The sequence below is a fragment of the Sporosarcina sp. 179-K 3D1 HS genome, assembly GCF_047228905.1.
GTDB lineage: Bacteria > Bacillota > Bacilli > Bacillales_A > Planococcaceae > Sporosarcina.
Map to the genome: position 1 here is coordinate 67,185 of NZ_JBFEGI010000001.1, position 14,216 is coordinate 81,400.

General features: G+C 47.3%; 15 protein-coding genes and 1 riboswitch. Of the genes, 6 read left to right on the plus strand and 9 right to left on the minus strand.

Annotated elements, in window-relative coordinates; all coding sequences use genetic code 11:
- Positions 1-67: 67 nt before the first annotated feature.
- Together AB1K83_RS00320 and AB1K83_RS00325 are read left to right on the plus strand one after the other, a co-directional pair.
- A complete protein-coding gene (locus AB1K83_RS00320; protein WP_413056157.1) occupies positions 68-685 on the plus strand; it encodes a sterol desaturase family protein in 618 nt (205 codons plus the stop codon).
- Positions 686-850: 165 nt separating this feature from the next.
- Positions 851-1,699 carry a glycerophosphodiester phosphodiesterase gene (locus tag AB1K83_RS00325; protein ID WP_413056158.1) on the plus strand — a complete coding sequence of 283 codons (849 nt, stop codon included), beginning with the start codon at positions 851-853 and terminating at the stop codon, positions 1,697-1,699.
- 1 nt (position 1,700) lies between these two features.
- Here the strand turns inward: AB1K83_RS00325 and psiE are convergent, their stop codons facing one another.
- The 6 genes from psiE to AB1K83_RS00355 form a co-directional block, all read right to left on the minus strand.
- Complete coding sequence (gene psiE / locus AB1K83_RS00330) at positions 1,701-2,144, minus strand: phosphate-starvation-inducible protein PsiE (RefSeq protein WP_413056159.1); 444 nt, start codon at positions 2,142-2,144, stop codon at positions 1,701-1,703.
- 85 nt (positions 2,145-2,229) lie between these two features.
- A complete protein-coding gene (locus AB1K83_RS00335; RefSeq protein ID WP_413056160.1) occupies positions 2,230-2,544 on the minus strand; it encodes a DMT family transporter in 315 nt (104 codons plus the stop codon).
- The gene (locus AB1K83_RS00340) at positions 2,544-2,891 is read right to left on the minus strand and encodes a DMT family transporter (RefSeq protein WP_413056161.1); all 348 of its coding nucleotides are present in this window, start codon (positions 2,889-2,891) and stop codon (positions 2,544-2,546) included. The genes AB1K83_RS00335 and AB1K83_RS00340 overlap by 1 nt, the downstream gene beginning before the upstream one ends.
- A gap of 136 nt (positions 2,892-3,027) precedes the next feature.
- A complete protein-coding gene (locus AB1K83_RS00345) occupies positions 3,028-4,248 on the minus strand; it encodes an amidohydrolase family protein (RefSeq protein WP_413056162.1) in 1,221 nt (406 codons plus the stop codon).
- Between the two features lie 4 nt (positions 4,249-4,252).
- Positions 4,253-5,350, minus strand: a complete 1,098-nt coding sequence (locus AB1K83_RS00350) for a hypothetical protein (protein ID WP_413056163.1) — start codon at positions 5,348-5,350, stop codon at positions 4,253-4,255.
- 283 nt (positions 5,351-5,633) lie between these two features.
- Positions 5,634-5,936 carry a YunC family protein gene (locus AB1K83_RS00355; protein ID WP_413056164.1) on the minus strand — a complete coding sequence of 101 codons (303 nt, stop codon included), beginning with the start codon at positions 5,934-5,936 and terminating at the stop codon, positions 5,634-5,636.
- A 145-nt stretch (positions 5,937-6,081) separates the two neighbouring features.
- A riboswitch (TPP riboswitch) is annotated at positions 6,082-6,185 on the plus strand.
- A 105-nt stretch (positions 6,186-6,290) separates the two neighbouring features.
- On the opposite strand from AB1K83_RS00355, the gene tenA reads away from it, so the two are divergent.
- From tenA to AB1K83_RS00375, 4 genes are read left to right on the plus strand one after another with little or no spacing between them, the layout of a single operon-like run.
- Positions 6,291-6,983 (plus strand): thiaminase II, encoded by a 693-nt coding sequence (gene tenA / locus AB1K83_RS00360; protein WP_413056165.1) that lies wholly within the window; start codon positions 6,291-6,293, stop codon positions 6,981-6,983.
- On the plus strand, positions 6,970-7,719 hold the full coding sequence (locus AB1K83_RS00365) for an ABC transporter ATP-binding protein (protein WP_413056166.1): 750 nt from the start codon (positions 6,970-6,972) through the stop codon (positions 7,717-7,719). The genes tenA and AB1K83_RS00365 overlap by 14 nt, the downstream gene beginning before the upstream one ends.
- Complete coding sequence (locus AB1K83_RS00370; RefSeq protein ID WP_413056167.1) at positions 7,716-8,456, plus strand: ABC transporter permease; 741 nt, start codon at positions 7,716-7,718, stop codon at positions 8,454-8,456. Before AB1K83_RS00365 ends, AB1K83_RS00370 begins: the two co-directional genes overlap by 4 nt.
- Complete coding sequence (locus tag AB1K83_RS00375; RefSeq protein ID WP_413056168.1) at positions 8,453-9,433, plus strand: ABC transporter substrate-binding protein; 981 nt, start codon at positions 8,453-8,455, stop codon at positions 9,431-9,433. The genes AB1K83_RS00370 and AB1K83_RS00375 overlap by 4 nt, the downstream gene beginning before the upstream one ends.
- Positions 9,434-9,515: 82 nt before the next feature.
- Here AB1K83_RS00375 and AB1K83_RS00380 read toward each other — a convergent pair whose 3' ends face one another.
- The 3 genes from AB1K83_RS00380 to AB1K83_RS00390 all read right to left on the minus strand — a co-directional run bounded on the left by AB1K83_RS00380 (position 9,516) and on the right by AB1K83_RS00390 (position 14,123).
- On the minus strand, positions 9,516-10,919 hold the full coding sequence (locus AB1K83_RS00380) for a SpoVR family protein (RefSeq protein WP_413056169.1): 1,404 nt from the start codon (positions 10,917-10,919) through the stop codon (positions 9,516-9,518).
- A complete protein-coding gene (gene yhbH, locus AB1K83_RS00385) occupies positions 10,916-12,085 on the minus strand; it encodes a sporulation protein YhbH (protein ID WP_413056170.1) in 1,170 nt (389 codons plus the stop codon). The genes AB1K83_RS00380 and yhbH overlap by 4 nt, the downstream gene beginning before the upstream one ends.
- A gap of 142 nt (positions 12,086-12,227) precedes the next feature.
- The gene (locus AB1K83_RS00390; RefSeq protein ID WP_413056171.1) at positions 12,228-14,123 is read right to left on the minus strand and encodes a PrkA family serine protein kinase; all 1,896 of its coding nucleotides are present in this window, start codon (positions 14,121-14,123) and stop codon (positions 12,228-12,230) included.
- Positions 14,124-14,216 lie beyond the last annotated feature (93 nt).

Here is a 14,216-nt window from a genome sequence, read left to right on the forward strand (position 1 = left end):
AATCTTTTTCTATAAATGTCGGAATTTTTAGCATATAATATAATGCAATAAGAAAGGAGCGGTTCACATGCAGAAGTATGGCAAGGATTTCATTCTATTTCCGGACGTTCTCGTTATGGGTGTTATTTGGATAGGTTGTACTATTTTCACGGTTCTTCATCTCTTACAATTCAGCACCTGGGTTGCGATTGCGTTTGGCATGTTGACTTATGCTACGAATGAATATGTGATTCACCGTTTTTTATTCCACATGAAACCCCCGCGACATCCATCCTTGTTGAAATTGCTTCGTCGACTGCACTATGACCATCATGTGTACCCTGATAATTTGAAATTACTGTTTCTGCCGCTTTGGTTCAGTTTGCCCGGTTTTATTCTGTACTCTTTCATTGTCTATGGAATTACAGGCAACATTTCAGTGACTATCGCATTTGCCACCGGCTTGCTTGGACACTTCCTCTTCTATGAATGGAAGCACTACGTTGCCCATCGGCCGATCACTCCACGGACACAGCACGGGAAGAAGATTAAAAAACACCATCTCCTTCATCATTTTAAGAACGAAAACTATTGGTTCGGCGTCACACACATGACATATGATAAGGCCCTTGGTACGTATCCGGATAACCGATCTGTTGAAAAAAGCCCGACCGCCAAAAATTTAGAGAAGCGTGCACGAACATGAAATTTTCCTACCTTCTCAAATTCGACAAAAAGAGACGTTTTTCGCGTTTTAAAGGACTTTACGACTATGGTAAAAAAGACTTGAATCTATTATATTTAAGTTACTAGCTTGTTGTAAAAATTTTCGGATATTTATACAGAAAACGGATTGCGAGGGGGGCATTACATGAGAAAATTTAAACAGCAAAGAATAATCCTGACTATCGCCATCTGTAGTCTTTGTGTATGGTTTTTAGTAGGCTATACGAACCAATCGACACGACCTGACATAACCACAAATCTCCTTAACGTTGCACACCGAGGTGCCTCTGGTTTCGCACCGGAGAATACGCAGGCTTCCTTCCGAAAAGGCATTGAAATGGGGGCTGACTTCCTGGAGTTTGACGTTCATCTATCCAAAGACGGCGAACCTGTGATCATCCATGATGAGCGGGTAGACCGTACAACGAACGGCAAAGGATTCGTTAAAGATTTAACACTTGCAGAATTGAAAGAATTGGATGTCGGAGGTTCATTCGACCCCAATTTTACTGGCGAAACAATTATGACCCTCGCCGAGTTGCTGGAGGAATTTTATGGAGAAGTCGGACTGCTAATCGAGATCAAAAAACCTGAACTGTATCCAGGCATCGAAGAAAAAGTTGTTGAGGCATTAACTGTCTATCAAGATGTAAGCGGTATCATTATCCAATCTTTTGACATTGATTCTATGCGGAAAGTGCATTCGCTTCTACCCGAAGTTCAAGTGGCCATCCTCATGAATCCCTCACCTTTTCTACCATCCTCCAAAACGCTTAAAGAGTTGACCTCTTTCGCTAGTTACATCAATTTTAATGTATCCTACGTGAATAAAAGAGTGGTTGATCAAGTTCATAAGCATGATGGAAAAGTACTCGTATGGTCAAAAAAGGATACCCAGCTATTTGCCAAGGCAAAGCGATTCGGCGTGGACGGCGTCATTTCCGACTTCTCGAAATTGCCGATGGACGAACCCGCTTTCCTGGCAACGAAATAAGTCACTCCTGTTTAAAGAACCATCGGCTGTCCGGACGGTCGCGCGGCGTAATATTCATAATGAAATAGCCGATGATCAACACCAAGATCACTAGCGAATAGAGCAGTGTATTCACGGGGTGTCCGTGATCCACAATGATCAAACGGACCATCGCTGTTATGCCGATATACAGGAAATATCGCAAAGGAAAATGATAGTCTTCCTTGAAATACTTGACGATCATAGTAATGAATTCGAAATAGAGAAAGAATATGAGAATATGTGCCAAGAATAATTTATAGTCATTGCTTTCTTGTGCCATCATTATTTCAATGAAGATAAAGAGTTCTTTCCCTAACAAGATCGATAGGACAATCGCTAATAACACAAGGGAAACATTCAGCATACCTTGAAGTGCCTTCGGAAAATGGGTTAAGAAGGTGATGGAAAACTTTTTAAACTTCATGCGCACTCCCCTGGCCGTTCTTCACTGGACGGCCTTTTTCTATGATATTAATAATCAAGTAGCTTTACATTGTCCATGTAACCATTCAGCTGAATAATTTCAATCCCACGGCGCCGCTTATGATCAACAATAAGAAAATCAGCCGTTTCCAATTCCCTGGTTCTTTAAAAATGAGGATTCCCATTAATACTGTCCCAGCGGCCCCTAATCCGGTCCATACCGCATACGCGGTTCCCATGGGGATTTCCCGCATGGCGAGCCAGAGGAACAGAAAGCCGAAGCCGAATGTGACGACAATCCAGAGAAGTCGTAACATCGATCTTTTTTGGTTGAATAGATTGATAGCCAGGACACCAAAAATCTCTCCGAAACTGGCAATCACCAAATAGAGCCAAGCCATTAGCTGCCACCCCCAGCCGTCGCTTCCGGTTCATCTATAGGAGGATCTGCCATTTTTAAACCGACGACCCCTAATATGATCAACCCAACACATCCAGCTTGGACCCAAGAAAAAGCAGATTGGAAGACGACAACATCGATGATGAAAATCGCGGCGGCTCCAGATCCTGTAAACACCGCATACACCGTGCCGGAAGGCAATTTCTCACAAGCTTTGATGATGAAATAAAAACTGAACACAATCGCAATGATTGTCAAGCTCCAATCCAATAAAGAATCGGAATAGCGAAGACCAATTACCCAAAACAACTCAATAATCGCGGCAAATAATACATACAGCCAAGCCAAATGCGGATTGCTCCTTTCCCACCTCTTTTTCAAATGGTAGTACGTGCTAAGTAATTCCATCATAACGCATCCGATTTTGCCTGTCCAAAATTGATTCCTAGAAAAAAGAGCAGGAAATTGTCCTGCCCGCGGTATGTTATATTCGCTGAATCACTTTCTGTCCCTTCATGAAGACCGCTTTGATTTGCCTGGGATCCGTGATGTCCAAACCTGGGATTCCTTCCGCCACCAGAAAATTGGCGTCCATTCCAGGTGCCAACTTCCCGAACCGATCCCCTTTTCCGAGTATTTCAGCCGGATGAGAGGTGAGTAAAGCGAGAATTTCATTTTCATCCATTTGGCGGAATTGTAAAAGGACCATCGCCGGATGCGCAATTCGCATCAATTCTTCCGGTCCGCGGGGGGTTTGGTTGTTATATGGAAGCCACGGAACCCCTGGGTAAGGCGGAAGATAAGCATCTGTCGAAATGGAAACACGCATCCCTTTCTCTATAAATCGCATGATTTCATGCGGAGAATTAGGTGGCAAATGAGTGCCTCCGAGAGGGGTGGCCACAATGCGAACTTTTTGTTTGACCGCTTGCTCGAGCAGCTCCTCCGTGATGCCGTGCGCATGATGAAGGACATCTATACCTGCCCGAAGCGCTTTGCGAATGCCCTCCTCCCCTGCCACATGGGCACCGATCCGCTTGCCGACTTTATGGTAAATGGAGGTAATCAACTTTAATTCTTCCAACGTATAAATGATTTCTCCTGCTCGCGGGACCACTTCTTGTATAAAGTTGGCGGGCGTCGCATTGATGAAGATATTCTCACCGGGAAAATCGCTTTCAGTTGCGATTCTCTGGATTAATTGCGGATCGATCAGATCGCTTTTGCGGATGGCATTCGTTTGAGTGATTGCGCTATAGTGGGCCAGCTCCGGGAAACCTATGGAAATGCTTGTCGTGGCAAATGAAATATCCATTGGAATATCCGACACGGCATTCCGGTAGTCTGCCACTGAGAAATCACAGAGCGGGTGGCCGCAAATCTGCTCGCCAAGCGCAGTGATTCCTGAACGTAATGCCTTGAACAGGATGGCCCTTCCAGCATGGAAATGGGTTTCCGGTGTAACCGGATACAACATCGTCGGTGCGAATTCAAGCAAATGGGTATGACAATCGACCAAGGAAGGTGTAATGACACACTCTCCGTAGTCCAGTATTCGGTCGGTCGGAAATTGTTCTGTCAGCTTCACGGCAGGTCCGATTTCTGTGATTTTTCCATCTTTGATGCGCATGGCTCCGTCCTTCACCGTTCCGATAGGGGTGACGGTCACGAACTTTTTCCCTTTGACGAGGTAGGTTTGATTCATCCCTCTAACCCAGCAGGAATGGCGTCAGGAAAGTGGCTAAAATCCAAGCCGTCGCTAGGCGGATCACCATTCCGACAATCGCCGCCATCAACGCTTCCCTTTCATTCAAACTTGAAATTTCAGCCCAAGTGACCGGCACTTGGCCGAAAATGACGGATAATGGCAAGCCGGAATTGGCGAGGACGAACGATCCGACAATCAGTTTTGGATCCACCGTGGCAGCCAAATCTGCGAGTTGTGCGACTGCCAGGGTCGGTGCGGCTAAAATGGATACGATGCCTGTCGCGGGTTCGATGTTCATGAACGTCAGCGCCGATGTCAAAGCCGCTTCGATCGTACCCCAGAGGCCGAAGAATTTAAATGCGCCAATGAAGAAAAAGACCGCCGCTACCGCTGGGATGATGAGTAAGAAAAGCAGTTCTGCCCCCTCTTTTGCAGAAGCGAATATGGTATGAAGAAATCGGGTTTTGGGAGTGAAACGCGGAAGTTCTTGGAGTTCCACTTTTTTTGTATCTCGATAGATTGTTTTGGATAAGAGGATTGGGACGATTATAATTGGTAGAAAAATGGAGAGGACGATGAGCGGAAATGCTTGGATGCCGAATACAGATAGGGCAATGAGGCCTAACACCAAGGTCGCGAACGATTGTGGCGATTGAACCATCGTCGCAATGGCGATTTTCTGCTCCGCCTTCGTCGCTTTGGCTTTGACGAGAATCGGGCCGGCAATTTTTCCGGCTGCGTTAATGTCACCGAGAATGTTGTAAACACTTGGCACGATGACAGAGGGATTGATACGGAACCATTTCATGACCGGAACAAACAGACGGATCAACCCGTCCGTAAAACCGAGACGCTCCAACAACCGCCCAAAAATGACACTGATGATGATGGCGATCCCCACTTCACTCGTCAGGAAAATATCGACGACAATCGGTTTCACTTCACCGATGACCGTATTGAAAAATGTTGACAGGGAATCCGGAACGGCGAGCAAGATAACTAACGAGGCAAAAACCAATAAAATTCCGATCACTTCAAACAGATGCCATTTCGCCCGGGCTGATTTCGGCTTCCGCGGAGACGCTTGTTCTTTTTCCATGACTAACCTCCTTGCTTTGCTTTAGTTTATGTGCGTTTTCATTATTTGGTGTTTGAGGTAAGGGTGGTGAGGGGGCATTTTCGGGCTCAAGGGAGAAGCTGTTGTGGCGCGGGGTAACTCTCATGGCAATCAGGCGAACTGTAAGGGCTATTCCCGAAACTGTCAGGGCGCAGGGAAACTCTCGTGGCAATTGATCCAACTGTAGTAGGAGTATTTGGTAATCAAGTAAATAAATGCCCAAAAACAGCTCCACAGAGAATCGTCTCATTAGGAGCTGTTCGTTCTACACCATTTTCAATAATGCCTCTTCCCCGCTCATCCCTTTGCGTATCCCAAGCCGTTCCGCTTCGATCGTGACCGATTCAAGCGGCGCTTTCAACAATTGTTCGATTGTTTTAACCCCCACCGCACGGCCCGCAATGATTTGGCGATCGATCAGCAGGGTGTTGAGCAGTTCCACGTCGAGTGCGCCGCACATAATATAGCCCACGTCGTTTGAAACTGTCAGCAACGTGGTTTTCGGTAGACGGACCGTCGTGGCGGTGAACGCGTGGCCGTCCAGGAATATCGGTGTCAATGAAACCATTTCCTCTGCCTCCTCCCCTCCTATGTATATGAACCGGCACCTGGTTGCGTGACGGAGATTCCCTTTGATACCCCAAGGATTTCCATAGGCGCAGTTGACCTTCCAATCCATCTATGTTTATAATGGGGCAATCCAACTTCATAAGATTCACCGCTAGGGGTGCTCGCACAGAGCTGAGAGAGGCATTGGCCTTAACCCTTATAACTTGAACCGGATCATGCCGGCGTAAGGAAGAGGTGTTGAGCAGTTACATTCTGCCGGTCTGTGTCCGGTTGTGCTTTCGAATGTCTTTCATCCACTTCTTCTTCAAGAGGTGGATTTTTATTTTGGGCAAATAGAAAGGGGATATCAGACATGAAGTTCACAGACCGTTTGCACGAGAAGACGTTGCCGATATGGAGGCAGAATCACGCACATCCGTTTGTCCGAGGAATCGGAGACGGCACGTTGGATCCGGATAAGTTCCGTTTTTATATGGTGCAGGACTATTTATATTTGATAGATTATGCGAAAGTGTTTGCGATCGGGGCAGTGAAGGCGACTGATTTACAGACGATGGGACGATTCGCTTCTTTACTGGATGGGACCCTGAATACGGAGATGGAACTGCATAGAAGTTATGCCAAACGATTCGGCATTTCCGAGGAAGAGCTGGAGTCGGCACAGCCTTCGCCAATCGTGCTCGCGTACACCCATTACATGCTGCATGTCTGCCAGAACGGCACCGTGGCGGAAGTCGTCGCGGCACTGCTGCCATGCGCTTGGAGCTATTGGGAGATCGGGAAAGAGCTAAGCGCCATTCCGGGGGCAGCGGATCATCCGTTGTACGGAGATTGGATCCGCATGTACGCTTCCGAAGAATTCGGTGAACTGGCGTCTTGGTGCATCGAACTGATGGATCAGTATGCGGAAGGCAAACCGGAGCATGAGTTGCAAAGGCTGGAGGAAATTTTCTTGAACACGACTCGTTTTGAATACATGTTCTGGGACATGGCGAATTCGAAACAGATGTGGCCAGGAGCCGAAAACCACCATGCTCAAGTTTGATGGTGTGTCATACAGTTATGATGGTCAGACCAACATCCTGGATCGCTTGAGCTTTCAAGTATATCCAGAGGAATTCATCTCGATTGTCGGGGCGAGCGGTTCAGGGAAAAGCACGCTATTCCGACTCGCGACAGGGCTGGCATCTCCATCAGCGGGCCGGATCGTTTTCAATGGAAAAATAGACGAGCCGCTTCTCGGAAATGTCGGCTATATGCCGCAACAAGATTTGTTGTTGCCATGGCGTACCATTATTGAAAATGCTTGCCTTCCGCTTGAAGTGAAGGGAATGAAAAAACGGGCCGCCCGGGAACGGGTTGTGCCTTTATTGGATCAGTTCGGCCTTGGGGGAACGGGTGAAAAATATCCCGCAGAATTATCAGGCGGCATGAAGCAGCGGGTCGCCTTTTTGCGAGCCGTTCTCTCCGGAAGTCCGCTACTATTACTAGATGAGCCGTTTTCCGCCCTCGATGCGATTACTCGCCTGTCGATGCAGGAATGGCTGCTCCGGCAATGGGACCTTCAGAAATCGACGATCCTTTTCATCACCCATGACGTGGAAGAAGCACTCTTCCTGTCAGATAGGATTTTCGTCGTGCAAAACTCACCTGTCACTTCATTGGAAGAAATGGTAGTGCCGCTTCCGAGACCCCGGACGCGAAAAGATTTGCATGCACCCGCCATCTTGGCGCTGAAGGAGCAATTGCTGGAAACACTGAAATCCGAGGTGAGGATATGAGAAACCCCTCTTCTGTTGCCATCGTTGCCATCCTACTCGGTGTTTGGGAAGCCGGCGCCCGATTATTGAATAAAACCTTCATCCTGCCCTCGCCTGTGCAAATCGTCATCCGGCTGTGGGAGTTGAAGGAGGTGCTGCTCCTCAAGCATTTGCCTGTCACGTTTACGGTCATTGTCATTGGGTTGTGCTTATCCATCGGTATGGGAACAGCCGTAGCGGTTTGGATGCATGCCAAGCCGGCTGTGCGAAAAGCGGTCTATCCACTGCTCATCGCTTCGCAGATGATTCCGGTCATTGCCCTTGCCCCCATTTTCGTTCTGTGGTTTGGCTATACAATTTGGAGTAAAGTGGCCGTCACAGTCCTCATTACGTTTTTTCCGATTACGGTGAACACTTTCGACGGCTTATCGGCGGGTCAAAAAGATGCCCGGGAATTACTACGGACAATGGGCGCCACCCCGCGCGATATTTTTTGGAAGTATTCCGTGCCGGCTGCGCTGCCCCATTTCTTTTCGGGATTGAAGATTGCGGTGACGATGAGTGTCATCGGTGCTGCCATCGGGGAATGGCTCGGAGCACAAGCGGGACTCGGTTATTTCAGCAGGCGCATGATGACGCAATTTGACGGAGCGGCTGTGTTTGCGCCGATTCTCGTGTTGACTGGAATTGGCATCCTTTTATTTTTATGTGTTGCATTGATTGAAAAACGATTGTTCAAGTGGAGGTCTCAAAATTGAAGAAACTAGTGGTTTTACTGGCGAGTGCCGTGCTGCTGCTTATAGTAAGTGCATGCAGCCAAACGGAAGAAGAACAAAATCAAAAGGTGAGCATCATGCTGGATTGGTATCCGAACGCGGTGCACAGCTTTTTATATGTAGCGCAAGAAAAAGGCTATTTCGAAGAGGAAGGAATTGAAGTGGATATTCAATTCCCAGCAAATCCATCAGATCCGATCAACTTGGCGGCAGCCAGCAAAGTGACGCTCGGTATTACCTACCAGCCGGATGTGCTCATTGCGAAGACGGAACAAGGAATCGGAATCAAATCTGTGGGCACGCTTGTCCGTTCCCCTTTGAATCATGTGGCATTTTTACAGAGCAGCGGCATTGCCAGTCCAAAGGATTTAGAAGGCAAAACGGTCGGTTTTACGGGAATTCCATTGAATGAAGCAATGCTAGAGACGATGATGGAAACCGATGGCGCCGACTACAGTAAAGTGGAAATGGTGGATGTCGGGTTTGAGCTCACTTCCTCTTTAGTTTCCGAAAAGACAGACGCGGTCATCGGCGCGTATATTAATCATGAAGTGCCCCTTCTGGAGCACGAGGGCTTTCCAACGGGCCATATCGATCCGACTGAGTACGGCGTTCCTTCTTTTTATGAGCTTGTGGTCGTAACGAGCGATGATACATGGGAGAAGGAGCATGAAAATATCCGAGCTTTTTGGCGGGCGGCCGGAAAAGCGTTTGCCGATATGGAAAATGACCCGGACGAAGCCTTATCGACTTTATTGAAACATCAAGATGAAGCCAACTTCCCGCTTGTTGAGGAAGTGGAAAAAGAATCTCTTTCCATCCTTCTTCCGAAAATGAAAGCCCCAAATGCGTTCGGGGAGCAGGATGCAGAGACGTGGAAAGTGACGGCGGAGTGGATGTTGGAGACGGGGCTGTTAACCAAAGAGCCTGATTTGGATGGGATATTTGTAGAGATGTAAAGATGTACAGGAATACTGTCAGAGTTAACCGAAATAGCCAGTGGCGGGAGTTCCCGTCAACTGGCTATTTATATCATGGTTTTCACGCTTCCTTCGTCCGACGATATACTTTCCGACCGTCATATGAGTAGACGATCGGTTTTTCATTGACGTACGTCTCCAGATGGACGATCCGTCCCCAAAGTTGATGAAGATAAGGAAGCACGTTTTCTAAATAAGGCAAATCGAGTTCGGTTCCTTCATAGTGATGCTTCAAATACAATTCCCCGTTGCGAAGATAGTCTCCGTCTTCAACAACGATGTACGGGAATCCCCCGTTAACGCGCATGGACACCAACCGATCTCGGATTTCTTCGAAGTCCTTTGTGCTGATTTTATATTCCGCGCCTTGTTTCTGGAAAATATATAAGTCCTCTTGCTCGATCAATTCCTTCGTCAAATAATTCCGGATGAACGAGCTATCCGACTCGACTTCCCGGACGTCAAATAGCATGCTCCGTCCTGTTCCCGGCTGAACCCCGAATTTGCGCATTTCTTCTGTCGGATTGTCATAACGCCTTTCAATGTCTTCGAAAATTTTTAGACCCAAGTAATATGGGTTAATGGACGTAGGCGACGGTTGAATGACGTTGGCGTTCAGTTTGGCAAATTCCAACGTTTCCGATGGCGTCATGTCCATTTCCCGCAAAATCCGCTGATGCCAATACGTCGCCCAACCTTCATTCATTATTTTCGTTTCCATCTGCGGCCAGAAATACAACATTTCCTCCCGCAACATCGTCAGAATATCCCGCTGCCATTCATCGAGCTCCCGGCTATGCTCCAAAATGAAGAGCAATATATCTTTTTCCGGCTCCAATGGGATTTTAGGCCTTTTGGAAGCAGTCGATTTCTTTTCCTTTTCTGTCCCGTTCAAATTCCAAAGATCATCGTATTGCGTTTTCCGTGGAGCTGCCTCTTCCTCAGGAACATCATTTTGTTGGCTCCGCCTCATGAGCGTCGGATCGACATGTTCTTGAATCGCCAACACCGCATCCAGAAAGCGTTCGACTTTCTCCTTGCCATGGATCAATTCATAATCCGCGATCCGCTCCGCCGTTGCTGTCATGCTTTCCACCATATCCCGTCTCGTGTTGGAGAAACGAGCATTGTTCTTAAAGAAGTCGCAGTGGGCTAATACGTGGGCGACAATCATTTTATTTTGAATCAAACTATTCGTGTCTAACAAGAAGGCGTAGCACGGATCGGAGTTGATGACCAATTCATAGATTTTGCTCAACCCAAGGTCGTATTGGAGTTTCATCTTGTGGAATTGCTTCCCGAAACTCCAATGGGTGAACCGCGTGGGCATGCCGTATGCGCCGAATGTGTAGATGATATCTGCGGGGCAAATTTCATAACGCATCGGGTAGAAATCGAGGCCGAACCCCGTCGCAATTTCCGTTATTTCATCAATGGCGCGCAACAATTCTCCTTGGTCCGTCAATCCGTTCCCCCCTCTGACTGCTTTTTGAAGAAACTTTTTAACGCATGGTAGACATCCTGCTTTTCCTTCAAAATATAATGGCGGAATTTCGAATGTTCGATCGTCTTGAAAGCGGACATCATCGTCGAATAGCGCCGGTGCTCATTCACTTCCCCATAGCCGAACATATTGCATATGGACATCAGTTCGTGGACGAGCTCCAGGCAAAGCTTGTTGTCATTTGACATATTCTCGCCATCGGAAAAATGGAAAGGGTAAATATTATAACGGGACGGATTGTATTTTTCGCCGATGAGCTCCAATGCCTTCAGATAGGCGGACGAACATTTCGTCCCGCCGCTTTGCCCTTTTGTAAAAAACTGCTCTTCCGTCACGACGCTCGCTTCAATGTGGTGGGCAATAAATTCAATTTCCACCGACTGGTATTGGGACCGTAAAAACTTGGTCATCCAATAAAAGAAGCTGCGGGCGATGTTTTTTTCGAAATTACCCATCGAACCACTTGTGTCCATCATCGCAAGAACGACCGCTTTCGATTCCGGTTTCTGTATTTCATCCCAAGTCTTGAAACGCAAATCGTCATTATGAATCGGCGAGATGACGGCACTGCCATGCAACGCATTGCGCTTGATGGCAGACAAGATCGTCCGCTTCTTATCGATATTGCCGATCAACCCTTTTTTCCGGATATCATTAAACTCAATTTTTTCTGTTGTGCTATCCGCCTGTTCCCGTTCTTCCAGATTAGGCAACGCCATTTCATCGAATAAAATTTGTTCCAACTCTGCAATGGAAATCTCGGCTTCATAATAATCCTGCCCTGGACGATCTCCTGCTTCTTTTCCTTCCCCCGAACCTTCTTTCCCTTTCGAACCATCCTTCGCGACGACATCTCCGACTTGACTGTCGCCGGTCCCTTGCCCCACATGTTTCGATTTATCGTGATTATAGCGTATTTTATATTCATCCAATGAGCGGATCGGGATTTTGATAATACCGCTGCCATCCGACATGATGATGCTTTCTTCACTGATCAAATCCGGCAAATTCTTTTGAATCGCTTCCTTCACTTTGTCCATATGCCTTTTTTGATCTTGATAACCTTTCCGATGGAGGGACCAGTTTTCCTGTGAGACGACAAAACGGCCATTGTGCTTTTCATCCATTTTATCCACACCCATCTATCATCCGATTGTATTTTGTATTTGTCTCTATTCTATGCACCGTAGAAACGTTTCTTGACGGCCTTCCTCATTTTGATTATGAAAAAACAAGACCTCGGGACAAACAGTCTTGTTTTTTCATCCATTATCGGTTTAGGAGGCTTCCCACATAACGAAGCAACTCATTGGCAGACGTTGAATTGTAGCCGTGTTCATCGATGAGCCGAACGACAACCTCATTGATTTTCTTCAATTGTGATTCATCCGGCGTAGCGGTGGAGGTCGTAATCTTGACGACGTCCTTTAAATCGGCGAACAATTTTTTCTGGATCGCTTCCCGCAACCGGTCATGCGAACGGTAATCAAACCGCTGCCCTTTTCTCGCGTATGCGGAGATCCGGATGAGGATTTCTTCCCGGAACGACTTTTTCGCATTTTCGGATACTCCGATTTGTTCTTCGATGGACCGCATAAGCTTTTCGTCCGGGTTCATCTCTTCACCAGTCAACGGATCCCGTATTTTATTTTTATTGCAGAATGCTTCTACATTATCCAAATAATTATCCATGAGCGTCTTGGCAGATTCTTCGTAGGAGTAGACGAACGCCTTCTGGACTTCTTTTTTCGCCATTTCATCGTACTCCCGGCGAGCGATGCCGATATAGTTCATATAATTCTCGCGGTCTTCCTTCGAAATGGAAGCGTGCTGGTCGAGCCCATCCTTCAAGGAGCGAAGTACGTCGAGCGCATTGATGGACGGCACTTCTTTACGAATGATGGCCGATGAAATCCGGTTGATGACATAGCGTGGATCGATGCCGCTCATTCCTTCATCCTGGAACTCCTTCTTCAGCTCCTCGACATCGACCCGGTTGAAGCCTTCCACATTTTCACCGTCATACAAACGCATTTTCTTCAAAATATCGATACCTTGCTTCTTCGACACTTTCAATCGGGTGAGCACAGAGAAAATGGCAGCCACCCGCAGTGCATGAGGAGCGATATGGACATGGGCCATGTCGCTGTCGCTGATCATCTTTTCATAAATGCGCTCTTCCTGGCTCACTTTCAGATTGTACGGGATCGGAATGACGATGATCCGCGAATGAAGCGCTTCGTTCTTTTTATTGGCAATAAAGGAACGGTACTCCGTCTCATTCGTATGCGCCACAATCAATTCATCTGCGCTGATCAAGGCAAAACGGCCCGCCTTGAAATTCCCTTCTTGGGTCAATGAAAGCAAGTGCCAGAGAAACTTTTCATCCAGCTTCAACATTTCCTGGAACTCCATGATGCCCCGATTCGCTTTATTCAACTCGCCGTCGAACCGGTAGGCACGCGGATCCGATTCCGAACCGAATTCGGCAATGGTAGAGAAATCGATGCTGCCCGTCAAATCAGCAATATCCTGTGACTTCGGATCGGACGGGGTGAACGTTCCGATGCCGACGCGCCGATCCTCCGAGAAGAGAATCCGCTCGATCATGACATTTTCAATTCGGCCGTCGTACTCTTTTTCCAATCGCATCGTATTCAATGGGGATAGACTGCCTTCGATCCGGATACCATATTCCTCGTAAAAGTCATCCCTTAATTCCGGGGGAATCAAATGCAGCGGGTCTTCATGCATCGGGCAGCCTTTGATGGCATACACTGCCCCTTCGTCCGTCTTGGAGTATTGCTCCAAACCACGTTTCAATAACGTCACAATCGTCGATTTCCCGCCACTTACCGGGCCCATGAGCAATAAAATCCGTTTCCGTACATCCAGTCGCTTGGCCGCCGGGTGGAAATACTCTTCCACGAGCCGGTCGATTGCCTCTTCTAGCCCAAAAATTTCTCCACCAAAAAAATGATGCACCTTTTGCCCGTCTTTTTCCGACGCTCCCGCACTTTTGATCATATGATAGACTCGCGAGTGAGCAGTTTGGGCAACTTCTTTCCGTGCTTTCACGATGTCCAAATACTCAGCGAACGTCCCTTCCCACTTTAAGCTGTTCTCTTCTTCCCGATAACTTCTCAGTTTGTGTAAGATGTCCAATATGAGGTCCCCTCCATTCAGGGTTTGATTTATACAAGGTATGCGCGGAGGGGGTTAGTGATACCGAAAAATAAAAGATGACTATGCAAAGTC